24 protein-coding genes are annotated in these 23,083 nt (G+C 58.1%); 14 read left to right on the top strand and 10 right to left on the bottom strand.

Translation table 11 applies throughout. From position 1 onward, the window contains the following. Window positions 1–116 precede the first annotated feature (116 nt). Together narQ and AC2AXP_RS18020 are read left to right on the top strand one after the other, a co-directional pair. Complete coding sequence (gene narQ / locus AC2AXP_RS18025) at window positions 117–1,799, top strand: nitrate/nitrite two-component system sensor histidine kinase NarQ (protein WP_430299836.1); 1,683 nt, start codon at window positions 117–119, stop codon at window positions 1,797–1,799. A 132-nt stretch (window positions 1,800–1,931) separates the two neighbouring features. Further along, entirely contained in the window at window positions 1,932–2,561 is a 630-nt protein-coding gene (locus AC2AXP_RS18020; protein ID WP_039991852.1) for a response regulator, read from the top strand. 26 nt (window positions 2,562–2,587) lie between these two features. On the opposite strand, the gene AC2AXP_RS18015 is transcribed toward AC2AXP_RS18020, so the two are convergent. Beyond that, window positions 2,588–2,866 (bottom strand): winged helix-turn-helix domain-containing protein, encoded by a 279-nt coding sequence (locus tag AC2AXP_RS18015; RefSeq protein WP_004960017.1) that lies wholly within the window; start codon window positions 2,864–2,866, stop codon window positions 2,588–2,590. A gap of 255 nt (window positions 2,867–3,121) precedes the next feature. Between AC2AXP_RS18015 and acrD the strand changes: the two genes are divergently transcribed. Further along, on the top strand, window positions 3,122–6,256 hold the full coding sequence (acrD, locus tag AC2AXP_RS18010; RefSeq protein WP_004960015.1) for a multidrug efflux RND transporter permease AcrD: 3,135 nt from the start codon (window positions 3,122–3,124) through the stop codon (window positions 6,254–6,256). A 113-nt stretch (window positions 6,257–6,369) separates the two neighbouring features. Here the strand turns inward: acrD and ypfM are convergent, their stop codons facing one another. Further along, a complete protein-coding gene (gene ypfM, locus AC2AXP_RS18005) occupies window positions 6,370–6,429 on the bottom strand; it encodes a protein YpfM (protein WP_100396732.1) in 60 nt (19 codons plus the stop codon). 215 nt (window positions 6,430–6,644) lie between these two features. Between ypfM and AC2AXP_RS18000 the strand changes: the two genes are divergently transcribed. From AC2AXP_RS18000 to AC2AXP_RS17970, 7 genes are all read left to right on the top strand, one after another. Further along, window positions 6,645–7,124 carry a tetratricopeptide repeat protein gene (locus tag AC2AXP_RS18000; RefSeq protein WP_004960012.1) on the top strand — a complete coding sequence of 160 codons (480 nt, stop codon included), beginning with the start codon at window positions 6,645–6,647 and terminating at the stop codon, window positions 7,122–7,124. A 9-nt stretch (window positions 7,125–7,133) separates the two neighbouring features. Further along, on the top strand, window positions 7,134–7,565 hold the full coding sequence (locus AC2AXP_RS17995; RefSeq protein ID WP_004960010.1) for a GNAT family N-acetyltransferase: 432 nt from the start codon (window positions 7,134–7,136) through the stop codon (window positions 7,563–7,565). A 37-nt stretch (window positions 7,566–7,602) separates the two neighbouring features. Then, window positions 7,603–8,208: a GNAT family N-acetyltransferase gene (locus AC2AXP_RS17990; RefSeq protein ID WP_004960008.1), complete on the top strand. Its 606-nt coding sequence runs from the start codon at window positions 7,603–7,605 to the stop codon at window positions 8,206–8,208. 264 nt (window positions 8,209–8,472) lie between these two features. Further along, the gene (locus AC2AXP_RS17985) at window positions 8,473–8,838 is read left to right on the top strand and encodes an ArsC family reductase (RefSeq protein ID WP_004960002.1); all 366 of its coding nucleotides are present in this window, start codon (window positions 8,473–8,475) and stop codon (window positions 8,836–8,838) included. Then, complete coding sequence (gene dapE, locus AC2AXP_RS17980) at window positions 8,835–9,962, top strand: succinyl-diaminopimelate desuccinylase (protein ID WP_430299835.1); 1,128 nt, start codon at window positions 8,835–8,837, stop codon at window positions 9,960–9,962. Before AC2AXP_RS17985 ends, dapE begins: the two co-directional genes overlap by 4 nt. After that, a complete protein-coding gene (locus AC2AXP_RS17975; protein WP_198773644.1) occupies window positions 9,959–10,633 on the top strand; it encodes a M15 family metallopeptidase in 675 nt (224 codons plus the stop codon). The genes dapE and AC2AXP_RS17975 overlap by 4 nt, the downstream gene beginning before the upstream one ends. A 2-nt stretch (window positions 10,634–10,635) precedes the next feature. Continuing rightward, the gene (locus AC2AXP_RS17970) at window positions 10,636–10,824 is read left to right on the top strand and encodes a YpfN family protein (RefSeq protein WP_004959994.1); all 189 of its coding nucleotides are present in this window, start codon (window positions 10,636–10,638) and stop codon (window positions 10,822–10,824) included. Window positions 10,825–10,852: 28 nt separating this feature from the next. Here AC2AXP_RS17970 and ypfH read toward each other — a convergent pair whose 3' ends face one another. The 6 genes from ypfH to dapA all read right to left on the bottom strand — a co-directional run bounded on the left by ypfH (window position 10,853) and on the right by dapA (window position 17,707). Beyond that, window positions 10,853–11,542, bottom strand: coding sequence for an esterase (gene ypfH / locus AC2AXP_RS17965; protein ID WP_198773643.1), 690 nt, complete (start codon window positions 11,540–11,542; stop codon window positions 10,853–10,855). A gap of 108 nt (window positions 11,543–11,650) precedes the next feature. Then, window positions 11,651–13,678, bottom strand: coding sequence for a tRNA(Met) cytidine acetyltransferase TmcA (locus tag AC2AXP_RS17960; RefSeq protein WP_484381853.1), 2,028 nt, complete (start codon window positions 13,676–13,678; stop codon window positions 11,651–11,653). A 161-nt stretch (window positions 13,679–13,839) separates the two neighbouring features. Beyond that, on the bottom strand, window positions 13,840–14,700 hold the full coding sequence (ypfJ, locus tag AC2AXP_RS17955; RefSeq protein WP_004959984.1) for a KPN_02809 family neutral zinc metallopeptidase: 861 nt from the start codon (window positions 14,698–14,700) through the stop codon (window positions 13,840–13,842). A 152-nt stretch (window positions 14,701–14,852) separates the two neighbouring features. Then, a complete protein-coding gene (purC, locus tag AC2AXP_RS17950) occupies window positions 14,853–15,566 on the bottom strand; it encodes a phosphoribosylaminoimidazolesuccinocarboxamide synthase (protein ID WP_004959981.1) in 714 nt (237 codons plus the stop codon). A 190-nt stretch (window positions 15,567–15,756) separates the two neighbouring features. Then, on the bottom strand, window positions 15,757–16,809 hold the full coding sequence (bamC, locus tag AC2AXP_RS17945; protein ID WP_004959979.1) for an outer membrane protein assembly factor BamC: 1,053 nt from the start codon (window positions 16,807–16,809) through the stop codon (window positions 15,757–15,759). Window positions 16,810–16,825: 16 nt separating this feature from the next. Further along, a complete protein-coding gene (gene dapA, locus AC2AXP_RS17940; protein ID WP_259004707.1) occupies window positions 16,826–17,707 on the bottom strand; it encodes a 4-hydroxy-tetrahydrodipicolinate synthase in 882 nt (293 codons plus the stop codon). 142 nt (window positions 17,708–17,849) lie between these two features. On the opposite strand from dapA, the gene AC2AXP_RS17935 reads away from it, so the two are divergent. Together AC2AXP_RS17935 and bcp are read left to right on the top strand one after the other, a co-directional pair. Further along, on the top strand, window positions 17,850–18,413 hold the full coding sequence (locus AC2AXP_RS17935) for a glycine cleavage system transcriptional repressor (RefSeq protein WP_004959973.1): 564 nt from the start codon (window positions 17,850–17,852) through the stop codon (window positions 18,411–18,413). A 2-nt stretch (window positions 18,414–18,415) separates the two neighbouring features. Further along, complete coding sequence (gene bcp, locus AC2AXP_RS17930) at window positions 18,416–18,883, top strand: thioredoxin-dependent thiol peroxidase (RefSeq protein ID WP_004959970.1); 468 nt, start codon at window positions 18,416–18,418, stop codon at window positions 18,881–18,883. A gap of 61 nt (window positions 18,884–18,944) precedes the next feature. Here the strand turns inward: bcp and AC2AXP_RS17925 are convergent, their stop codons facing one another. Then, complete coding sequence (locus AC2AXP_RS17925) at window positions 18,945–20,015, bottom strand: AI-2E family transporter (RefSeq protein ID WP_039991850.1); 1,071 nt, start codon at window positions 20,013–20,015, stop codon at window positions 18,945–18,947. A gap of 300 nt (window positions 20,016–20,315) precedes the next feature. Here AC2AXP_RS17925 and bepA point away from each other — a divergent pair, with 300 nt between their 5' ends. Both bepA and arsC read left to right on the top strand, forming a co-directional pair. Continuing rightward, window positions 20,316–21,785: a beta-barrel assembly-enhancing protease gene (gene bepA / locus AC2AXP_RS17920; protein WP_004959964.1), complete on the top strand. Its 1,470-nt coding sequence runs from the start codon at window positions 20,316–20,318 to the stop codon at window positions 21,783–21,785. 17 nt (window positions 21,786–21,802) lie between these two features. After that, the gene (gene arsC / locus AC2AXP_RS17915; RefSeq protein WP_198773642.1) at window positions 21,803–22,156 is read left to right on the top strand and encodes an arsenate reductase (glutaredoxin); all 354 of its coding nucleotides are present in this window, start codon (window positions 21,803–21,805) and stop codon (window positions 22,154–22,156) included. 26 nt (window positions 22,157–22,182) lie between these two features. Here arsC and hda read toward each other — a convergent pair whose 3' ends face one another. Further along, window positions 22,183–22,890: a DnaA inactivator Hda gene (gene hda, locus AC2AXP_RS17910; RefSeq protein ID WP_039992615.1), complete on the bottom strand. Its 708-nt coding sequence runs from the start codon at window positions 22,888–22,890 to the stop codon at window positions 22,183–22,185. Window positions 22,891–23,083: the final 193 nt, after the last annotated feature.

The following is a 23,083-nucleotide window of genomic DNA, read 5'->3' as shown; positions in this document are numbered from 1 at the left end:
ACAATCAGCGCCTGAAATCAGCCCGTCGCCACGCCGGCGTATTTGTGTTGCAAAAGCGCCGATTTTGTCTTCGAATGGCATCGCCACATCTGCCGCTACCCTAGAAGGACGCCGTTTTGCTCGTTAAACGTTCAGTAACCAGTAGCCTGGCCAAGGCGCTGATCTGCATTGTGGTGCTGTCGGTACTCTCTACCGGCCTGGCGCTGACCACCGTTGCCGATAGCCTGCGCGACGCCGAAGCGGTCAATATCGCCGGTTCGCTGCGCATGCAAAGTTACCGCCTGGCTTACGATCTGGCGCAACATAACGCCGCGCTGGAACAGCATCTGGCGGCATATCAGCACACCCTGCAGGCACCGGCATTACAGAAACTGGACCGGTTCTACGTGCCGCAGGAGGTACGCGAGAAATACCTCACTCTGCTGCAGGCGTGGCAGCGGCTGGAACAGCAAATTCACAACGGACAAACGCAACACTATCAGGACAATGTCGCCAGCTACGTCAGCCAGATCGACCGGTTTGTGCTGGCGTTGCAGCGTTACTCGGAACTCAAGCTGGCGATCGTCGCCACCATCAGCGTGGTGGGCTATATCGCCATTATCGGCCTGGTGCTGTTCTGCATCCGCTTTATGCGCCGCCAGGTGGTGGCGCCGTTGAAACAGCTGGTCGCCGCCAGCCAGCGCGTGCAGCAGCGGGACTTCAACCATCCGCCACTTGACGTGGCATTGCCGAACGAACTGGGGGTTCTGTCGACCACCTTTACCGCCATGTCCAGCGACCTGTCCCGGCTCTACCAGTCGCTGGAGCAGAAGGTGCAGGAAAAAACCGAGCGCCTGCAACAGGCCAATAAAACGCTGGAAGTGATGTACAGCTGTTCACAGGCGCTGAGCGTCGGGCAAATCGATCAACAGGCGTTTGAAGAGGTATTGCACATCGTGCGTCACAGCGAACAGTTGCCCTGCATTGAGCTCAATGTGCAAGACAACCTCAGCCAGTGGCGGCTCGGCAGCGGCGAGGCGCTGGCCGACCAGCCGTGGCAGCGGCTGACCATCATGCAGGAAGAGCGTCCGCTGGGGCAGTTGAGCTGGCAGACCCACAGGCTGACGCCAAACCCGCATCTGATGCAAAGCGTGGCCAACATGCTCGGCCGCGGCCTATACTTCAACCGTGCGCAAAAGCAGCACGTGCAATTGCTGCTGATGGAAGAGCGGGCCACCATTGCCCGAGAACTGCATGATTCACTGGCACAGGCGCTGACCTTTTTACGCATCCAGATGACGCTGCTCAAACGCACACTGGCGGACGGTTCGCCACAGGCGCAGGCGATCATCGCCGACTTCGAGCGTGCGCTGGCGGACGCCTATCGCCAGTTGCGCGAGCTGTTGGCCACTTTCCGGCTAAGCATTCAGGAAGCGGATTTAAACACCGCCTTGCAACAATTGCTGGCGCCATTAAAAATTCTGACCGGCGCCCGGATTCGGTTACACTGTCGACTTTCCTCGCAGGCGTTGAATGCCCAGCAGCAGGTTCATGCGCTGCAGATCGTGCGCGAAGCGGTGCTCAACGCCATCAAGCACGCCGACGCGCAGGAGATCGTCATTCGCTGCGGCGTGGCCGACAACGGCGACAACCATATCTGCATCAGTGATGACGGTTGCGGCATCGACAGTCTGGACGAGCCGGAAGGACACTATGGCCTGTCGATCATGAGCGAGCGCGCCACGCGCCTGGGGGGGAAGTTACACATAACACGTAGAGAACAGGGCGGTACCGACGTCTGTCTGACGTTTCCACCATAAAATAAACAACGGGTGTACCCCTTCGTTACGGCAGTTCGCGCCATCGCGCCAATTGCCACTATTTTAAAAGAGTCAGTTCCACTCGTTTAACCCGTGTTCGAGTGGCTTTACTCGCTACAGGGAGCACTTTTCATGATGAAGCACTACCAAGTGATGATCGTCGACGACCACCCGCTGATGCGGCGCGGCATCAAACAGTTGCTGGGGCTGGATCCGCTATTTACCGTGATAGCCGAAGCCAGCAATGGCAACGACGCCATCGCATTGGCCGCGCAGCACACCCCCGACGTCATTTTGCTGGATCTGAACATGAAGGGTCTTTCCGGCCTCGATACCCTGAAAGCCATGCGTCACGACGGCGTGGATGCGCGCATCATCGTGCTGACCGTGTCAGACGCACGCAACGATGTCTATGCCCTGATCGACGCCGGCGCCGACGGGTATCTGTTGAAGGACAGCGAGCCGGAACAGTTACTGACCTCGATTCGACTGGCCGCCGAGGGCGAGAACGTGATCAGTGATGCGGTGGCGGATTACCTTTCTTCCCGCAGCGAGCAGCACGATCCGTTTGCCGATCTTACCGAACGGGAACTGGATGTGTTGCAGGAAGTGGCTCGCGGCATGTCAAACAAACAGGTCGCAGTGCAATTGCACATTTCGGAAGAAACGGTAAAGGTGCATATTCGCAATATGCTGCGCAAACTGGACGTGCGCTCGCGCGTGGCCGCCACGGTGATGTATCTGGAACACAAGAGCCAATAAACCGCTCCCCGGCGCGTCGGGGAGCTTTATGCTATCGCGCCCAGCAGCGCCTGATGATGCTGATAAACCCAGCTTTTGCTGAGTGGCCCCCAACTGTCCAATTGATAATAACCGTCGTTATTGCGTACCCCCTGCTGTATGAACTGCAATTCCACCCCCAGGCCAGGCAACGCCTTCAGCACGTCCTGCAAGGTGCGACGCGGCCAGCCGGTCAGCTCCATCAGCCGTGGCACATTCGGCCGCTCGCTGTGGCTGATCAGCCAGCATAAATACAGGCGGCGGGCAAATACCGGGTTTATTTCCATTCCTTACTCCAACGTCAGATTAATGCCGGTTTAGTTAACAAACGCTGATTAGAGGTTGTCATGGCGTTTGTTTGGCAAAACTCGCCGCCGGCGCGGGCATAGGCTACCGTTATTTACATTATCTCCTTTTTTCTCCACGCTTTATCTGCGCTTCACGAGTAAAGTGCATTAGCGTCGGAATCCTTCCCAACCGCCAATAACGCAACGTTAATGCGTAATTAAAGATAGAACAAGACACCACGAGGTTCGCGCTACATGGCCAATTTTTTTATTGATCGCCCGATTTTTGCCTGGGTGCTGGCAATTATTCTTTGCCTCACCGGCGCATTGGCGATTTTTTCGCTACCGGTTGAACAATATCCCAATCTGGCGCCGCCAAACGTGCGTATCAGCGCGAACTATCCGGGTGCTTCAGCGCAAACGCTCGAAAATACCGTTACGCAAATCATCGAACAAAACATGACCGGCCTCGACAACATGATGTATATGTCGTCGCAAAGTACCAATACCGGCCGTGCCACGGTCACGCTAACCTTTGACGCCGGCACCGATCCGAACGAAGCAATGCAACAGGTGCAGAACCAGCTGCAGGCGGCGATAAAACGCTTGCCGCAGGCGGTGCAGCAGCAAGGGGTGACGGTATCAAAATCTGGCGACACCACCCTGATGATGGTGGCATTCGTCTCCACCGACGGCAGCATGGACAAACAGGATATCGCCGATTACATCGTCTCCAACCTGCAAGATCCGCTCAGCCGTATCAACGGCGTCGGCAGCATGGACGTTTACGGTTCGCAATACGCCATGCGCATCTGGCTCGATCCCAACAAACTCAACAGTTACCAGCTGACCACCGGGGACGTGGTCAGCGCCATCCAGTCGCAAAATGCGCAGGTGGCGGTCGGCCAGCTTGGCGGAACGCCGTCGATCGACAAGCAGGCGCTGAACGCCACCATCAATGCCCAGTCGCAATTGCAAACGCCGGAACAGTTTCGCCAGATCGCCTTAAGGGTCAATCAGGACGGTTCGCTGGTGACGCTCGGCGATGTCGCCAGCGTTGAGCTGGGCGGAGAAAACTACGATTACCTCAGCCGCTATAACGGCATGCCAGCCGCGGGGATGAATATCAAACTGGCCTCCGGCGCCAATGAACTGCAGACCGATGAACTGGTGAAGGCCAAAATCAACGAGCTGTCGCAGTATTTTCCGCGTGGGCTGGAAGCCAAGGTAGCCTATGAAACCACGCCGTTTGTCAAAGCCTCGATCCAGGACGTAGTGAAAACCCTGCTGGAAGCGATTGTGCTGGTGTTCCTGGTGATGTACCTGTTCTTGCAGAACTTCCGCGCGACGCTGATCCCGACCATTGCCGTACCTGTGGTGCTGCTCGGCACCTTCGCCATTCTCTCGGCCTGCGGATTCAGCATCAACACCCTCACCATGTTCGCCATGGTACTGGCCATCGGCCTGTTGGTGGATGATGCCATCGTGGTGGTGGAAAACGTCGAACGCGTGATGAGCGAAGAAGGTCTGCCGCCGCGTGAAGCCACCCGAAAATCCATGGGCCAGATCCAGGGGGCGCTGGTGGGCATAGCCATGGTGCTGTCGGCGGTGTTTATTCCAATGGCGTTCTTTGGCGGCACCACCGGCGCCATCTACCGCCAGTTTTCCATCACCATCGTCTCTTCCATGGTGCTGTCGGTACTGGTGGCGATGATCCTCACCCCTGCCCTGTGCGCCACGCTGCTCAAGCCGGTTGCCAAAGGGCATCATCACGGCAAGCGCGGCTTCTTCGGCTGGTTCAACCGCATGTTCAACCGCAGCGCCATGCGCTATGAGCGCGGCGTGGCGCGGGTGTTGCACCACAGCGTACGCTATATGCTCATTTACCTGCTGCTGCTCGGCGGGCTGGCGTTGCTGTTCCTGAAATTGCCGACCTCGTTCCTGCCGCTGGAAGACCGCGGTGTGTTCACCGTGCAGGTGCAACTGCCTGCGGGTTCGACTTTGCAGCAGACCGCCAAGGTGGTGGAAAAAGTGGAACACTATCTGCTGACCAAAGAGCAACGGGACGTGCTGTCGGTGTTCGCTACCATCGGCGCGGGTCCGGGCGGGAATGGCCAGAATGTAGCGCGCATGTACGTACGCTTGAAGGATTGGGACGAGCGCGGTTCCGGCGAATCGTCGTTTGATATTATTGCTCGTGCCACCAAAGCGTTCGCCAACATCAACGAAGCACGGGTGATCGCCAGCAGTCCACCGGCGATCAGCGGCATGGGCAGTTCGTCCGGCTTCGATATGGAGTTGGAAGATCATGGCGGGCTGGGCCACAGCAAGCTGATGGCGGCGCGCGATCAACTGTTGCAACTGGCGGCAGCAAGTCCACTGCTGTCGCGGGTGCGCCACAACGGCCTGGATGACAGCCCGCAGTTGCAAATCGATATCGATCAGCGCAAGGCGCAGGCGCTGGGCGTCAGCATCGACGATATCAACAACACCCTGTCGACCGCCTGGGGCTCGACCTACGTCAATGACTTTGTCGATCGCGGCCGGGTAAAAAAGGTTTACGTGCAGGCGGCAGCGCCGTTCCGCATGCTGCCGGGGGATATCGACAAATGGTACGTGCGCAATGGCAACGGCGGCATGGTGCCGTTTTCCGCCTTCGCCACCAGCCGCTGGGAATACGGCTCGCCGCGTCTGGAACGCTATAACGGCAGCTCGGCGGTAGAAATTGTCGGCGAAGCGGCCGACGGCGTCAGCAGCGGTACCGCAATGAACGAAATGGAACGCCTGGTCAGCCAGTTGCCGAACGGCTTTGGGCTGGAGTGGACCGCCATGTCATACCAGGAACGCCTGTCCGGTTCACAGGCGCCGGCGCTGTATGCCATTTCGCTACTGGTGGTGTTCCTGTGTCTGGCGGCGTTATATGAAAGCTGGTCAATCCCGTTCTCGGTGATGCTGGTGGTGCCGTTGGGGGTGATTGGCGCCGTGGCCGCCACCTGGCTGCGCGGGCTGGAAAACGACGTTTACTTCCAGGTTGGCCTGCTGACCATTATCGGGCTGTCAGCCAAGAATGCCATTTTGATCGTCGAGTTTGCCAACGAACTGAATCAAAAAGGCCAGGATCTGACGGCGGCGACGCTGGAGGCCGCACGTATGCGCCTGCGGCCGATTCTGATGACCTCGCTGGCATTCATCTTTGGCGTACTGCCGATGACCATCAGCCAGGGTGCCGGCTCCGGCAGCCAGCATGCCGTCGGTACCGGCGTCATGGGGGGGATGATCTCTGCCACGCTGTTGGCGATCTTCTTTGTGCCACTGTTCTTTGTGCTGGTGCGGCGGCGCTTCCCCGGTCGGCAAACGGTGCCGCCGCTGGTGGAAAAAACCGGAGAGTAGACATAAAAAAAGCAGCGTCGGCATACCGATGCTGCTTTTTATCGAGAACCATCCGCAGGATGCTCCCAGAGGGTTTCAAGACTAAACAATTCAACCAGCCTTGTTGTTAATTGTCAGTTGCCCAACATTTCGTCGATGAAATCTTTCCAGTTTCCCAACTCACGATCTACCATAAACTTTACAACCTCACTTATTTGACGCTGCGAATTCTACGCCTGTTTTTTGACCAAGTGAAGCTTTTCGGGAACGATGCCAGCCAATGAAACCGGGGTTAGCGCACATTTTCGGATTATTCACCCATTCAAGCCAGCACGTGTTTGCCTTGTGCCGTCAATTTTTCCGTAGTAGCGTGCCCGAAGCGCCCTATTGACACTAAGGTACCGTCGTTATGCCTGCAACGTTAAACATCGAGCAGTTGAAAGCGCTTGGCCGCTATCAGGAAGCGACCGAGCTGGCCATACAGCAGTTGCAACGGCAGCCGGAAGATGCGGCGCTGCATTATCAACTGGCCTGTCTGTATGATAGCCAAGGCCTGGAGCAACAGGCGATCCCTTGCTATCTGGCGGCGCTGGCCCGTGACTTGCCGGCACAACAGCGCCAGGAGGCCTGGCTCGGGCTGGGCAGCACCTACCGCGCACTGGGGCAGTATCAGCAGTCATTGGCCAGCTTTGACCACGGGCTGGCAGAATTCCCGCAGGCCAAAGAGATCACCCTGTTCCGCGCGATGACGCTGTACAACCTGGGCGAAACCAAACAGGCGGTGGCCGACCTGTTGCTACTGCTGGCAGAGACCTCTACACATCGCGATATCAGCAGCTATCAACGGGCGATCCGCCAATACGCTGCCGATCTCGATCGCATCGGCTAAGGAGAAAGCATGGAGATTGTCACCGATCAACGCCGCTACGCGGTTGACTGGCAACGGCTGGCCGAGCTGCTGGAGGCCGCCGGGCTGGGCAAGCGCGATCCGCTGCTCACTGAACAGATCTACGGCAACAACCAGTTCTGCTATTGGGGCTACCTGGACGGCGAGCTGATCGCGACCGCCCATGCCATCAGCGATCGCATTTCCGTCGCCTATCTGGCCGACGTCGCCATTCACCCCGACTTTCAAGGGCGCGGCTACGGCCGACAGTTGATGGATCGCATCATGGAAGATCTGGCTCCGCTGGGCAAAATATTCATCTATTCGGTACCGGACAAGCTGGCGTTCTACAAAAGATACGGTTTCCACGACCTGACCACCGGCATGGTATTCGCTGAAGGCGCCACCCTGACCCGTCTGCAAAACAGCGGCTATGTGCGCTGAACCGTCACGCGAGATTAGCGTAAAGAGAGGTTAACCCATGCCGCACACGCCGTGGCTCAATGAAACCACCCTGGTGGGTAACACCGTCAGCCTGCTGCCGCTGCGTAATGAACACACCGCAGACCTGTTGACCGCCGCCGCCGACGGCAAGCTGTGGGAGCTTTGGTTTACCTCGGTTCCCAATGAAGACACGGTAGCAGAATACGTCGCGACGGCGCTGAATGAGCAAGCCATAGGGCAGGGACTTCCGTTTGTCGTGGTACATAACGACAGCCAGCAGATCATCGGTACGACGCGCCTTTGCCACGCCGATACGCAAAATCGCCGCGTCGAAATCGGCTACACCTGGTATGCCAGGCGCTACCAGAAAACCGTCGTCAATACCGAATGCAAATGGCTGCTGCTGCGTCATGCATTCGAACAACTGGCAGTGATTGCCGTCGAGTTCCGTACCCACTGGCACAATCATGTTTCACGGGCGGCCATTGCCCGTCTCGGTGCCAAGCAAGACGGCGTGCTGCGCAATCATCAACGCAACGCGGATGGCAGCTACCGTGATACGGTGGTGTTCTCAATCGTCGATCATGAGTGGTTAATGGTCAAAAGGAACCTGGCATATAAACTGCGTCAATGGGGTCAATGATTGCCGTGCCATGAACGATCACGCCTTCCCCGGCGACCCATCCGGCGGCTGCTGAAACAGCGAGCTTGTGTGGCGAACGCCTGACCCGGTGATCCATTGGGCGGGATGCGCGTTTTTTTCGCCCATCCCGCGCTTTAGGACCATTGTACGGTGGAACTCATCGCCGTTTTTCGGCATGCTGAACGCTGGCTCTCATTACGCCGCCGCAGGCGGTTTACCACCGGTTAACCCTCGGTGTTTCGTGGCAGAAAAGGTTTTAACTCCATGACGTTGACCATGTACGGCATCAAAAATTGTGACACCATCAAAAAAGCGCGTCGCTGGCTGGAAGAACAGGGCGTGGCCTATCAATTTCATGACTACCGGGCAGACGGGCTGAACGAAGGGCAACTGCGCGGTTTTGTCGAACAACTGGGCTGGCAGCCGCTGCTGAATACTCGCGGCACCACCTGGCGCAAGCTGGACGAGGCCGAACGCAACGCCTGCGACAACGCCGACGCGGCGATTGCGCTGATGCTGGCCCAACCGGCGATCATCAAGCGTCCGCTGCTCGACGACGGTCGTGGCCACGCCCTGCTCGGCTTTAGCGCCGACGGCTATCAGCAATTCATTTCCGAGGTAAGCGCATGATTTGCCCCGTAATCGAACTGGCGCAACAGCTAATCAAGCGCCCTTCTCTGAGCCCGCACGACGAAGGTTGCCAGGCCATCATGATTGAACGCCTCAAGGCCATCGGCTTCACCATCGAACCGATGGACATTGAAGACACGCAAAACTTCTGGGCCTGGCGCGGCGAAGGCCAAACGCTGGCGTTCGCCGGCCATACCGATGTGGTGCCAAGCGGCGATGAAAAACGCTGGGACAACCCGCCATTTGAACCGACCATCCGCGACGGCATGCTGTATGGCCGCGGCGCGGCAGACATGAAAGGTTCGCTGGCGGCAATGGTAGTGGCAGCGGAACGCTTTGTCGCCGCTCACCCTAATCACCAGGGCCGGTTGGCGTTTCTGATTACCTCCGATGAGGAAGCCAGCGCCACGCACGGTACCGTCAAAGTGGTGGAAGCGCTGATGGCGCGCAACGAACGCCTGGATTATTGCCTGGTGGGCGAGCCTTCCAGCACCGATCGCGTCGGCGATGTGGCGAAGAACGGCCGTCGCGGTTCGATCACCGCCAATTTGCATATCCATGGCATTCAGGGCCACGTCGCCTACCCGCATCTGGCCGACAACCCGGTGCACCGCGCCATGCCGGCACTGAACGAACTGGTGGCGACCGAGTGGGATCGCGGCAACGAATTCTTCCCGCCGACCAGCCTGCAGATTGCCAACGTGCAGGCCGGTACCGGCAGCAACAACGTGATTCCCGGCGAACTGTTCGTGCAGTTTAACTTCCGCTTCAGCACCGAACTGACCGATACGCTGATCAAACAGCGAGTGGAAGAGTTGCTGGAACGGCATCAGTTGAACTACAGCATCGACTGGCGGCTGTCCGGCCAACCATTCCTGACGCCACGCGGTGCGTTGGTAGATGCGGTCGTCAACGCGGTTGAACACTACGCGGAGCTCACGCCGCAGTTGCTGACCACCGGTGGCACGTCCGACGGGCGCTTTATCGCCCAGATGGGCGCACAGGTGGTAGAACTGGGGCCAGTCAACGCCACTATTCATAAAGTCAATGAATGCGTCAACGCTGCCGATCTGCAACTGCTGAGCCGGATGTATCAACGCATTATGGAGCAACTGGTCGCATGATCACCGCCGAGATGCTTACCGGCCGTTCAACCGCGCACCTGGCGCCGCTGGTCGGCAATCACCGTCTGCAACCGCAGGCGGTCACGGCGTTTGTGGCCATGCAGCAGGCCGCGCAACGGGCCGGTTTTGACTTGCAGCCGGCCAGCACCTTTCGTGACTTCGATCGGCAACTGGCGATCTGGAATGGCAAATATTGCGGCGAGCGCCCAGTATTAGATAGGAATAGCCAACCGATCAGCGTCGCTCCCCTGTCGCCCGCCGAGCGCTGTGAAGCGATTTTACGCTGGTCGGCATTGCCGGGTGCCAGCCGCCACCACTGGGGCAGCGATCTGGACGTATACGATCCGACGCTGTTGCCGCCGGGAAAAAAACTCCAGCTGGAACCGTGGGAATATGAACAAGGCGGCTATTTTCATCGGCTTAATCAATGGCTGAGCGCGCATATGGCCGAGTTCGGTTTTTATCGCCCGTTCACCGAAGACGGTGACGGCGTTGCGGTGGAACCCTGGCATTTAAGCTATCGACCGCTGGCACAGGAAGCCGAACATCTGCTGACGCCGGCGCTGCTGTTGGCGGCCTGGCAAGATAGGGAGGTTGCCGGTGCTGAATGGCTTGAACGCCATTTACCGGCGATTTTTTCGCGTTTTATCTCCCCTGAAGGAAAGGTGTAAGTATGGAATGGTTAGCGGATTACTGGTGGATTATCTTGCTGATTCTGGTTGGCATGATTGTCAGCGGGATTAAGGAATTGCGTCGCGTTGACGTAAAGAAATACCTGGCCGACAAGCCGGAATTGCCGCCGCACCGCGATAATAATGCGCAGTGGGATGACGAAGACGACTGGCCAAAGAAAAAGAAATAGTCTCAGGGCGCATTATGCGCCCTGAGGTTTATTTAAAGGCAATCAGATCGCCGCGCCGACCCAACAGCGCTTCATCCCAATAGCGCTGCGGCACGTAGAAGTGCAAACGCTCCAACGCGTTGTCCATCATACCCTGATTGATACCGTGGCCGACGCCCGGCTCTACGTCCAGCGTGAAATCCACGCCGTTAGCCTGCATACGTTCAGCCGCGGCCTGTGCATGCCCGACGGCGATGGTCGCGTCATCCTGGCCGTGAATCAAATGCACCACGCTGTCGCCAAAATCCCCTTCAGGCAGACGCGCAAAACGCCCGCTGAACGCCACCACGCGTCCTGCCAGCTGCGCCTCGACTTTCAACGCCTCCAGCGCCATGATAGCCCCCTGCGAAAACCCGACCAGCGCGGTGCCCGCATGACCGATGCCGCTCTGTTGCTGCCAATAGCGCACCGTTTGAACAAAATTCGGCATCACCTGCGCAATGCGTGCGACGCGGTTTTCTTCCGTGATGTCCTGCACGGAAAACCACTGGCGACCGGAACCGTTGCCAAACGGCAGTGGTCCACCGATGCTCACTACCAGCGCGTTGGGAAACGATTTGGCAAAATAGCTGCCGATCTCACCCATCGCGACCGGATTATCGCCCACGCCATGAAACAGCAAAAATAATTGCTCAGCCGGCGTTGCAGGGCTTTGGACAACGAAATGTGCGTGTTTCATTACAGACTCCCTGGTTGCGCGAATACGCCGGGCTGCCCCGGCACCTGTCATTACTATACGCCGTACAGAGAACGGGAAAATCGGGTTTTATTGAACAACTCTTTCCATTTATTGCAATGACTCGGCGGGAGAGGTCTGCGCCCAATCGCGCCATTGGCGGCAATGCTGCGGCTGTAGATGCTCAAGCCCCTGCCCGGCTTCCTGCCGCCATTGGCGCAGCAACGCCTTCTGACCGCTGACGCCGGCCTGTGCCACGCATTGTGCCACCGTCAGTTGCCGTTGCAGATGCATACGCAGCGCCGGCAATGGCAGACAACTGGCCAGCAATAAACGCTGCAAGGCGCCCAGGCTGGCCTCTAACGGACGGTGGGCGAAGGCAAAACCCGCCAGTTCGCGCCAGTCGGCTTCGTCAAGCAACGGGTCGCCGTCGTCACCGGGTATGTCCAGAGCCAGATCGATGCGCTGCCGCAGCCAGCGCCAGTCACGAGTTAAATGCTTGTGAGCCGCATGGCACAGCGCTTCGCCCTGCTCGCTGAGTGGCAGTAGCGCCATCGCGCTGTAGCAGCCGCTGCTGGCCTCGCGCTGGCTGCCGATGCGTACCAGCTCGAAGCCGCAGGCGCGCCAGAAACGCCACAGTGGCTCGGTATAGCCAAAACTGACGGAGAGATAATCCAGTCCCTGCGCCTGCTGGCGCTGCTGTTCAATCAGCTGGCGCGCGATGCCCTGCCGCCGCAGCTCGGGCAGTACCGCAATGCGGCTGATGCGGCGGGCGCGCAGCGTCGGCGCCCACCACTGGCCGCTGTGCGCCGCCAGTGATTGCGCCACCAGATTACCGCGCGGCCGTCGTCGTCCGGCCCACACATCGTGTGCCAGCGCACTGCTCGAACCGCCTTCGTCCACTAGCCACAGCGCCCCCACCACCTCATCTGCCAACAATGCCGCGCTGAAATGCATCCCTGGCGCGTCCATCAATCGACGCAGATCGAGCGGCGAGGTTCGATAATGCGCACTGCTGAGCAGCGCGTAAAAACGGCGTAGCAATCGCGCATCGGCACACAGCTGCGGCTGATCCAACATGCGTAAAACCGGCGTGTGCTCCGGCGCTGACCAGGCCGGCAGTTCGTGAAACAGCAAGGCGTTATCAATCAGTCGCTCCAGCGGATCGCCTGCCGCCCAACGCATCGGCTGGCTGAGCGTCAGCGCTTGCCATTGCGGCAGAGACGCGCAGAACTTCAGCAAAAAGCCACGCCCGGTGCCCTCGTAGCCCTGAACGGTAGTGGTTAACAACACACGTGGGAAATAACTGACCAACTGTTGCAACAGCGGGCCGGGGATCGCCGCCGCTTCATCTACCAGCAACCAATCGACGTGCGGCGCCCCCTGTTCGCGACAGTGCGCCAACAGGGCATCCGGCGCCCAGAACTGCGCCTGCCCCTGCGCCCAGTGGCTGGCGACCTCGGTGGCGGCTCGGCTGGGGCCGGTGATCCAGCAATTGAGCGGTGAATGCGCGACCAGCATACCGGCCAGCGTGGATTTACCGCGGCCGCGTGGCGCAGTCAGCACCCAGATGCCGGCCTCGGCGGCGAGTAATTGCGCCAGCAGCGTCTGCTGTTCGGCGGTTGGTGCGCCGTCCGGCGCCTGCCAGACCGCTCGCGGCGGTAGCGCGGCAAACTGCGGTGAGTGCCCCTGTCGCCAGTGGCTGACTTCGGCGTCGGCCGCCAGTTGCTGTTGTAGGTGATGAATAAAGTTCGGCGTGGCAATAGGTTGTGGGCAATCGCTCCAGCGCAGGCTGTCGGCATCCGTCCGCTGCGGCCACAGGCTCGATGGCGGCGTCAGCAAGATTAACCAGCTGCCAGCCTGCAATACGCCGGCGAGCTGCGCCAGCGCCTCGACGTCCAGTCCATTGGCGGCATCAAACACCGCATGCAGCCGCTCTTGCCCGAGCAGAGCGCGTACCGCACCGCCAGAGAGTGCCGCCATGCCGTGCGGCACGTCATCACCCACCCACGGCCAATCTCCTGGCAGGCTGGCCACCAGCTGTTGCGCCTGCTGTCGGCACCACGGCGCGTCGCCGCTCACTACCAGCAGTCGACGGATACCCTGTTGCTGCATCAACCGTTGCGTTGTCTGTAACATCATTTTTCCAGCCCCGCATTCAGCAAGCTCGGCGAACGCGTCGCCGTCAGCGCATCCGGCAAAGGGATATTGCATCACGGTGACGGCAGTTACGCCCCCGCCGACGGGTTCGTCAGACGACGGGGATCATTGCCCGTACCGCCACCGGCATGCCGGCAGTTTTAACGCGAGGCGAAGGTATTGCAGGTGTTTGGATCGCCGCTGTCAAAACCCTGTTTGAACCAGGTGTAGCGCTGTTCGGAGGTGCCGTGGGTAAAGCTGTCCGGCACCACGCGGCCCTGGCCTTGCTGTTGCAACCGATCGTCGCCGATCGCCTGCGCGGCGTTCAGCGCCTCTTTCAGGTCGCCTTCTTCCAACATTTGCTGCTTCTCGGCATATTTACCCCATACGCCGGCAAAACAGTCTGCCTGCAGCTCCATTTTCACCGACAGACGGTTAACTTCCACCTGGCTGGCACCCTGCTGCATCTGACGTACTTTCGGTTCGATGCCCAACAGGTTCTGTACGTGATGCCCCACTTCGTGCGCCACCACGTAAGCCTGTGCAAAGTCACCGCCGGCACCCAGCTTGTCTTTCATGTCCTGATAGAACGACAGATCGATATACACCGTTTTGTCGCCCGGGCAGTAGAACGGTCCCATCGCCGACTGGCCGGTGCCGCAGCTGGTACGCGTCACACCGCGATACATCACCAGCTTCGGCGCTTGATAGGTTTTCCCCATCCGCTGGAAGACTTCATTCCAATTGTCTTCGGTGGAAGCCAGCACCACCGAGGTAAACTTCGCCAGTTCGTCATCCTTGGGGCTGATGCTGGCGCTCTGCTGCTGGGTGGTAGAGACGTCGCCACCGGTCAGCAGCGGCGACAGGTCGATGCCGTAATAGCCTGCGACCAGCACCACCACCAGCAGCACAATACCGCCCTTGCCGCGAATCGGCGGCCGGAAACCACCGCCACCCAAACCTGAAGACTGCCCGCGACGATCCTCAACATTGTCACTTTCTCGACGCCCTTGCCAACGCATAAATAAACTCCAGTGTAGGTTTTTAATAATCGTAGGAAACTCGCCCACTGATTGCCATTATAAATGCTTGTTGGCGGAGGAAAGGCAGAAATTTGCTGGAAATGAAAAAATGACGGGGCGAGCAGCAAGGCCGCCCCGGAAATGCGCGGGGTTTAGTCCAGTTTCACGCCGATGCGGCGCGCCACTTCTTCGTAGGCTTCAATCAGCCCGCCCAGGCTCTGGCGGAAACGGTCTTTGTCCATTTTATCGAGGGTATTCTTGTCCCACAGGCGGCTGCCGTCCGGCGAGAACTCATCGCCCAGCACCACTTCACCGTTGAACAGACCGAACTCCAGTTTAAAGTCCACCAGGATCAGCCCTGCGTCGTCAAACAGCTTACTCAGCACTGCGTTGGCCTGATAGCTCAGCTCGCGCATACGCGCCAGGTGCTCTTTGCCAACCCAGCCGAAGGTTTCGCAATAGGATTCGTTTACCATCGGATCGTGCATCGCGTCGTTCTTCAAGAACAGATCGAACAGCGGCGGATTCAGCTCCAGGCCTTCTTCAATGCCCAGGCGCTTCACCAGCGAACCGGCAGCGCGGTTGCGGATCACGCATTCGACCGGCACCATGTCCAGCTTCTTGACCAGCACTTCGTTGTCAGACAGCAGGCGTTCCATTTGCGTCGGGATGCCGGCTTCTTCCAGCTTGCTCATGATGAAGTGGTTGAATTTGTTGTTCACCATCCCCTTGCGATCGAACTGTTCAATGCGCTGACCATCCAGTGCTGACGTATCGTTGCGGAACTCCAACACCAGCAGATCGGGGTTTTCGGTGGTGTAGACGGTTTTCGCCTTTCCGCGATACAGCTCAGCTATTTTTTGCATCTTCTGACTCCAATAAAAGAATCCCCTTCATCTTTCAAACCATGGCGCCGTTGGCCGTTGCTTGAAATCTCTTGAGGATAAAATTGATACCACTGATTCTTTAACCACACGCATGGATATATTGTGCCAAACCTGCCACGCAAACGATACCGTATTCGTAAAACAAAAAGGGGCCGAAGCCCCTTTTGCGTTATTTTGCGCTGGTCTGACTGAACGCTGCCTGGAAGGCCGCGACCAGAGCGTCGTTCTGCGACTGGGTCAGCGGCTTGCCTTTCGAGTCGATGAATTGCAGGCTGGTACGGTTGTTCAAATCACCGACCTGCAATTTGTAGTCCCCGGCGGACAGCTCCGGATCCTTCACGCCCAGGGCATCCCAATCACCGCTGCTCAGCGGTTTATAGGTCACTGCGACGGTGCCCTGCGGACGGCTGCGGTCACCCACGTTCATCCCCAGTTTTTCCATCGCCGGCGGCAGGCGATCCCACACCACGGTGTAAGGCGCACGCACGATCAGCACCGGCAGGCCGGTATCGTCTGCACCGCTCTGCACGTCAAGCGCGCCAAAACGGTTGGCGTTCTGGTTGCTCGCCAGGTTGTCCTGCTTGTCCAGGCCTTCGGTGATGGTATTCATCATCATGCCGTTGTAGCGCTGGATTTCCGAGGCGTCGGTCACCGGTTCGGTTTTGCCCTGCTGCTGCAGGCCGACCGATTTGACGATCAGCGCCTGCTGATAGCCCTGCTGCTGTACGCTGATCTGATAGCGACCTTCATACTGGTTGTCTTCATCCAGACGGTTCCACTTCACCCAGTCGGTGGTCAGGCTCTGACCGGCGTCCTGGCGTGAAGCGATTGGAATGTTCTTGGCCTGCAGCATGCTGACCACCCGCGACCACAGGTTCTGGTTCTGCGGGCTGTTTTCCAGCAGCAGCGTGCCGCTGTCGCCGGCGTATTGTGCGCGTGAACCGCTCAGCAACGCCAGTGGCTGCACCGGCGGACGAATGTCCAACTGCTTGCCGTAGGCGCCTTTGGCGGCAACCGGAGGAACGTCGTAGTTACCATTCTGAATCGGCAAAATCATGCCGGCCGGCGCGTTCAGCGACTTCAGCGGCGCTGCGTCAAGATAAGCCTCGTCGCCGCTCACCTGGCGTTTGTAACGCTGATCGCTGGAACAAGCCGCCAGCATCATTACCAGCGAGATCCCAACGACTTTTGCTACCGTCGACTTTTGCAATGAATAAGCCATCAAATTTCCCTTAGAGTTACAGCAAACCGGCGCTTTTCAACGCGCGCTCCACCACCGGGCGGGCGGCGTCGGTCAGCGGCGTCATTGGCAGACGCAGCGTATCGGTTGCCATCAATCCCAATGCCTTGCAGGCCCATTTCACCGGAATTGGGTTTGCTTCTACAAACAAATCCTGATGCAACGGCATCAAGCGCTGATTTAGTCGGCGTGCTTCGGCGAAATTGCCCTGCGCCGCCAGTTGGCAAAGCTGCGCCATTTCGCGCGCCGCCACGTTGGCGGTAACGGAAATGACCCCTTTGCCACCCAGTTGCATAAAGTCCAGACCGCTGGCGTCGTCGCCGCTCAGCAGGATGAAGTCTTCATCATCAACCAGCACTTGGATCTGGCTAACACGACTTAAGTTCCCCGTTGCTTCTTTAACGGCGACAATATTTTTGATTTTGGCCAGGCGCGCAATCACCGGCGGCAGCATGTCACAGCCGGTGCGCGAAGGCACGTTGTACAGAATCTGCGGCAGATCGGTGCTGTCGGCGATAGCCTTGAAGTGCTGATACAGCCCTTCCTGGGTCGGTTTATTGTAGTAAGGCGTGACCGTCAGGCAACCCGCGACGCCGCTATGGTTAAAACGTTCGGTCAATGAAATCGCTTCGGCGGTGGCGTTGGCGCCGGTGCCGGCAATCACCGGAATACGGCCATCGGCCAGTTCCAGCGTCTGCAATACCACGTCCACATGCTCATCATGGGCAAGCGTTGCGGATTCGCCAGTGGTGCCTACGGATACGATTGCCGAGGTTCCGCTGGCAACATGATAATCAATCAGTTTTTTTAGGCTCGCACGATCGACTGCGCCTTTGGCGTCCATCGGCGTAACCAGTGCAACTATACTTCCCGTAAACATTGGCCGTCCCCTCCACAAACAAGTCACTCATGGTACTTTTGCTGCCTATCCAAAAGCAAGCAAACAACGGTGTTGTAAGCGCTTGGCAGGCGGTTTTTTTTATGTTTACCTTGATATACCCTTTTAGTATGCAGGAACCTCCATGTCAGATGAACACTATCTGGTGATTACCGCGCTCGGCGCAGACCGCCCCGGTATCGTCAACACCATCACTCGCCACGTCAGCAGCTGCGGGTGCAATATTGAAGATAGCCGTCTGGCCATGTTGGGCGAAGAGTTCACCTTTATCATGCTGCTGTCCGGCAGTTGGAACGCCATCACGCTGATCGAATCCACGCTGCCGCAAAAAGGCGCCGAGCTCGATCTGCTGATTGTGATGAAACGCACAAATTCACACGAACGGCCGCCAATGCCGGCCACCGTGTGGGTGCAGGTCGAAGTCAAGGACTCCCCGCATATCATCGAGCGTTTTACCGATCTGTTCGACACCAGCCAGATGAACATCGCCGAATTGGTGTCACGCACCCAGCCGGTCGATGACGACCTGTCGCCACAGCTTTATATTCAGATCACCGCACACAGCTCCGGCAACCAGGCGGCATCAAATATTGAGCAAGCCTTTCATCGCCTATGTACAGAATTGAATGCGCAAGGCAGTATTAGCGTTGTGAACTATCCACAGCATGACGAGAAAGATGGAGAGTAGTGATGAGCCCATTGAAAGCCGGTGATACAGCGCCGAAATTTAGTTTGCTCGACCAGGACGGCGAGGAAATTAGTTTGGCCGACTTCCAGGGACAGCGAGTGTTGGTTTATTTTTATCCCAAGGCAATGACGCCGGGCTGCACCGTGCAAGCCTGCGGCCTGCGGGACAATATGGACGAATTGAAAAAGGCCGGTGTCGAAGTGCTTGGCATCAGCACCGACAAACCGGAAAAACTGTCCCGTTTTGTCGAGAAAGAGTTGCTTAACTTCACGTTGCTGTCCGATGAGGATCATCAGGTAGCACAGCAGTTCGGCGTCTGGGGCGAGAAAACCTTCATGGGCAAGACCTATGACGGCATCCATCGCATCAGTTTCCTGATTGACGCCAACGGCCAGGTTGAAAAGGTGTTTGATGATTTCAAAACCACCAATCACCACGACATCGTGCTGAGCTACCTGCAAGCACACTGAGTCGTCGCCGGTCGAAAATCCGCAACCACCTCGCTTGAGGTGGTTTTTTTATTGCTTCAACTCACTCTTTTTCCATATCAACCAGCATATCGTCCGGCCAGGCGTGCACCACCGCCTTCACCAGCGTTGCCAGCGGAATGGCAAAGAACACGCCCCAGAACCCCCACAGTCCGCCAAAAACGATCACCGACAGGATAATCACCAGCGGGTGCAGGTTAACGGCTTCCGAGAACAGAATCGGCACCAGCAGATTGCCGTCCAGCCCCTGCACCACCAGATAGGCGACGATCAGCGTCCAGAAATCCGCACCGACGCCCCATTGGAACATCGCTACCACCACCACCGGAATGGTTACCAGCACCGCACCGATATAGGGGATAAGTACCGAGAACCCGACCAACACCGCCAACAGCAGCGAATAGCGCATATCCAGAATGATAAACACCAGATAGGTGGCAACGCCGACAATCACCATTTCCAGCACTTTGCCACGGATATAATTGGTGATCTGCTGATTCATCTCGATCCACACCTGACCGGCCAGCCCACGGTTACGTGGCAGCACCCGGCGCACCGCGTTCAGCATCTGTTCCTTGTCCTTGAGCAGGAAGAACGCCATCAGCGGCACCAGGATCAGGTAGATGGCCAGCGTCAAAAGCCCCACCAGCGACGCCAGCGAAAACTTCACCACCGACTCGCCCAGTCCGGAAAGCCGCGCGCGGAGGTTTTCTGCCATCATGTCGATAATGCCGGCATCCACCAGCGCCGGATAACGCTTCGGCAAGGTGGCGGCATAGTTGTAGAACTGGTTAACCATCCCCGGCAGATCGGTCATCAGGTTGATGCCCTGCTGCCAGGCGGTCGGCGCCACCACCAACACCAGCAGCATGGCGATACCGCCAAATACCACCAGTACCATGCTGGCTGCCCAGGTGCGTGAGCACCCTATGCGCTGCAGACGCGCGGTCGGCCATTCCAGCAGGTAGGCCAGTACGATCGCCACCAGCAGTGGCGTCAGGATGCCGTGAAAAAAGTAGAGAATGCAGAACCCGGCCAGCAGAATCACCAACAGCGCGATGGCCTGCGGGTCGGTAAAACGACGACGGTACCACTGTAATAACATCTCCAACATCAGAGAGTGCTCCTTGATTCCATGAATGAGGATCGTTGTCCACCTTTCCCTGGCGGCCCAGCGGGATAACATTGTTATTTGTTTTAACACAATTTTAGCCCGAAAATCCCTGGGCAAAAGTTTCATTGTGGCTCACGGCTGACTATGATGTGATGGGTCTGTCCCACGGTGCGTAAACGGCATTTTTGTGAACCAGCGCACCTTCGGGCTGATTGTACTGGAGAGTCCGGCACGGAAGAAGAACTCTTATCGGCGATAGGCGTCCTAGTTACTACCACATCACGAGGGATACCCCTGACTATGACCACCCGGTTGACCAAAACAGCGATTGCGTTTCTGTTACTCGGCACGCTCAGTTCCACTGCGGTGGCGCCTGTCAGTGCGGAAACGCAGGATCAACTGCCGGATATGGGCACCACCGCCGGCGGGACCTTAAGCATCGGTCAGGAATTGGCGATGGGCGATTTTTACGTGCGCCAATTGCGCGCCAGCACGCCGCTGATCAACGACCCGCTGCTGAACACCTACATCAATCAGTTGGGCAACCGGCTGGTGGCAAGCGCCTACTCGGTGCGCACGCCGTTCCATTTCTTCCTGGTGCGTAACGACGAAATCAACGCCTTTGCCTTCTTCGGCGGCAACGTGGTGCTGCATTCGGCCCTGTTCCGGGAAACCGACAACGAGAGCCAGCTGGCGTCGGTGCTGGCGCACGAAATTTCACACGTCACCCAACGCCACCTGGCACGCGCGATGGAAGACCAGCAACGCAATGCCCCGTTGACCTGGGTCGGCGCGCTTGGCTCGATCCTGTTGGCGATGGCCAACCCGACGATGGGCATGGCCGCGCTGAGTGGCACCATGGCCGGCACCCAGCAAGGCATGATCAGCTTCACCCAGTCCAACGAGCAGGAGGCCGATCGCATCGGTATTCAGGTGCTGCAACGCGCCGGCTTCGATCCGGAGGCGATGCCGAGTTTCCTGCAAAAACTGGCCGATCAGGCGCGCTATGCCTCCAAGCCGCCGGAGATGCTGCTGACCCACCCCTTGCCTGACAGCCGCCTGTCCGATGCCCGCAACCGCGCCAACCAGATGCCACGCCATATCACGCAATCCACCGAGGATTACTATATGGCCAAGGTTCGTGCGTTAGGCATGTACAGCAGCGTCGGCTACGGGCTGAGGGAAGATCTGCTGGACAGCTATGCCAAGGGTAACGTGCGCCAGCAAATCGCCGCCAAATACGGCCGTGCAATCCTGTTTTACGAAGCGAAGAAGTACGACAACGCACGCAATATCATTGCGCCGCTGCTGGCCAAGGACAGCAATAACGTCTGGTTCCTCGATCTGATGACCGACATCGATCTCGGCCAGAAACGGGCATCGCAGGCCATTGCACGCCTGCAGGCCGCCAACGCGGCGCAAAGCAATAATCCGGTGTTGCAGCTCAACCTGGCCAACGCCTACGTCGAAGGCAACCAGCCGGCGCAGGCGTCAAAAATTCTCAACCGTTATACTTTTGCCCACCCGGACGATCCGAACGGCTGGGATCTGTTGGCGCAGGCCAGCGCGGCACAAGGGCTGCGTGACGAAGAACTGTCGGCACGCGCCGAAAGCCTGGCGCTGGCCGGGCGGCTGGATCAATCCATCAGCCTGCTCAGCAACGCCAGTTCACTGCAAAAACTCGGTAGCCTGAAACAGGCGCGTTATGACGCGCGCATCGATCAGTTGCGCCAGTTGCAGCAGCGCTTCCGCCAATATCAGCGCAGTTGATTTAACAAGGAAACTCGATGAAAGACGTCACGATTTACCATAACCCTCGCTGCTCCAAAAGCCGCGAAACCCTGGCATTGCTGGAACAGCAAGGCCTCCAGCCCAAGGTGGTACCGTATCTGGATAGCCCACCGTCGGTGGCACAGTTGCAACAGTTGCTGCACCAGCTGGGCTTCAGCTCGGCACGCGAGCTGATGCGTAAAAAAGAAGATTTATATAAGCAATTGCAGCTGGCGGATGCGGGGCTGAGCGAACAGCAGCTGCTGCAAGCGATGGTGGACAATCCAAAACTGATCGAGCGGCCGATCGTGGTGAACGGCCATCAGGCGCGTATCGGGCGCCCGCCGGAGCAAGTGCTGGAGATTCTGTAACCCCCGGGATCCGCGCAGCTGGATCCTTATAAGCCGAGAATTTCCTTCACAAACGGAATAGTCAGCTTGCGCTGTGCGGTGATCGACGCGCGGTCAAGCTGATCCAGCGTCATGAACAATGTGCGCATTTCACGATCCAGCCGCTTGAGCAAAAAACGCCCCACGTCTTCCGGCAGTTCAAAACCACGCAGTTTGGCACGCAATTGCAGCGCCAGCAGTTTTTCCGTATCGGACAGCGGTTGCAGCTTGTAGATCTGCCCCCAGTCAAGGCGAGACGCCAGATCCGGCAATTGCAGATTCAGCTGGCGCGGCGGGCGATCGCCGGTAATGAACAGCCGCGTGCGACCGGTTTCCAGAATGCGGTTGTACAGGTTGAAAATGGCCATTTCCCAGGCTTCATCGCCGGCGATGCATTCAATGTTATCAATGCACACCAGCGCCAACTGCTCCATGCCATCCAGCACTTCCGGCACAAAATAGGCGCGTTTATCCAAGGGCACATAGCCGACCGCTTCGCCGCGTTGCGACAGCTCGGCGCAGGCGGCGTGCAGCAAATGGCTGCGCCCACCACCTTCGCGCGACCAGAAATAGATATAACTGCCATGTTCCTGAACAACGGCAGACTGGATCGCAGCTAATAGGGATGGGTTCTCCCCCGGATAAAAACTGGCGAACGTTTCATCGTCGGGAAGATAAAGTGGCAGTGAAAGCTGTGCCGGCGTATTCAGAAGCACCTCAACCAAAACTGGCAGGAAAACGGCATCAGTCTAACACAGAAAACGGCGACTGTTGAACCGGCAGGATTTTATGCCGCAATAGTGAGCGGCATCAGCGCACGATCGCCGTTTGGCGGCGGCTGGGCGCCGACAATGTTCCATCGGGCGGGTTTGTATTTTTGCTACAACCTGTCCTAGTATGGATAGGCAA

Source organism: Serratia sp. Sp408 (assembly GCF_057180665.1).
This window is presented reverse-complemented; position numbering and strand designations above follow the sequence as displayed.

Coding starts and splice junctions, on each gene's coding strand:
- AC2AXP_RS17995 (WP_004960010.1), top strand. CDS start 7,134: ATGGAGATTGTCACCGATCAACGCCGCTACGCGGTTGACTGGCAACGG.
- purC (WP_004959981.1), bottom strand. CDS start 15,566: ATGCAAAAAATAGCTGAGCTGTATCGCGGAAAGGCGAAAACCGTCTAC.
- AC2AXP_RS18020 (WP_039991852.1), top strand. CDS start 1,932: ATGATGAAGCACTACCAAGTGATGATCGTCGACGACCACCCGCTGATG.
- bepA (WP_004959964.1), top strand. CDS start 20,316: ATGACCACCCGGTTGACCAAAACAGCGATTGCGTTTCTGTTACTCGGC.
- arsC (WP_198773642.1), top strand. CDS start 21,803: ATGAAAGACGTCACGATTTACCATAACCCTCGCTGCTCCAAAAGCCGC.
- dapE (WP_430299835.1), top strand. CDS start 8,835: ATGATTTGCCCCGTAATCGAACTGGCGCAACAGCTAATCAAGCGCCCT.
- ypfJ (WP_004959984.1), bottom strand. CDS start 14,700: ATGCGTTGGCAAGGGCGTCGAGAAAGTGACAATGTTGAGGATCGTCGC.
- AC2AXP_RS17990 (WP_004960008.1), top strand. CDS start 7,603: ATGCCGCACACGCCGTGGCTCAATGAAACCACCCTGGTGGGTAACACC.
- ypfH (WP_198773643.1), bottom strand. CDS start 11,542: ATGAAACACGCACATTTCGTTGTCCAAAGCCCTGCAACGCCGGCTGAG.
- bamC (WP_004959979.1), bottom strand. CDS start 16,809: ATGGCTTATTCATTGCAAAAGTCGACGGTAGCAAAAGTCGTTGGGATC.
- AC2AXP_RS17925 (WP_039991850.1), bottom strand. CDS start 20,015: ATGTTGGAGATGTTATTACAGTGGTACCGTCGTCGTTTTACCGACCCG.
- AC2AXP_RS17975 (WP_198773644.1), top strand. CDS start 9,959: ATGATCACCGCCGAGATGCTTACCGGCCGTTCAACCGCGCACCTGGCG.
- AC2AXP_RS17970 (WP_004959994.1), top strand. CDS start 10,636: ATGGAATGGTTAGCGGATTACTGGTGGATTATCTTGCTGATTCTGGTT.
- AC2AXP_RS17960 (WP_484381853.1), bottom strand. CDS start 13,678: ATGTTACAGACAACGCAACGGTTGATGCAGCAACAGGGTATCCGTCGA.
- AC2AXP_RS18000 (WP_004960012.1), top strand. CDS start 6,645: ATGCCTGCAACGTTAAACATCGAGCAGTTGAAAGCGCTTGGCCGCTAT.
- dapA (WP_259004707.1), bottom strand. CDS start 17,707: ATGTTTACGGGAAGTATAGTTGCACTGGTTACGCCGATGGACGCCAAA.
- AC2AXP_RS18015 (WP_004960017.1), bottom strand. CDS start 2,866: ATGGAAATAAACCCGGTATTTGCCCGCCGCCTGTATTTATGCTGGCTG.
- AC2AXP_RS17935 (WP_004959973.1), top strand. CDS start 17,850: ATGTCAGATGAACACTATCTGGTGATTACCGCGCTCGGCGCAGACCGC.
- bcp (WP_004959970.1), top strand. CDS start 18,416: ATGAGCCCATTGAAAGCCGGTGATACAGCGCCGAAATTTAGTTTGCTC.
- acrD (WP_004960015.1), top strand. CDS start 3,122: ATGGCCAATTTTTTTATTGATCGCCCGATTTTTGCCTGGGTGCTGGCA.
- AC2AXP_RS17985 (WP_004960002.1), top strand. CDS start 8,473: ATGACGTTGACCATGTACGGCATCAAAAATTGTGACACCATCAAAAAA.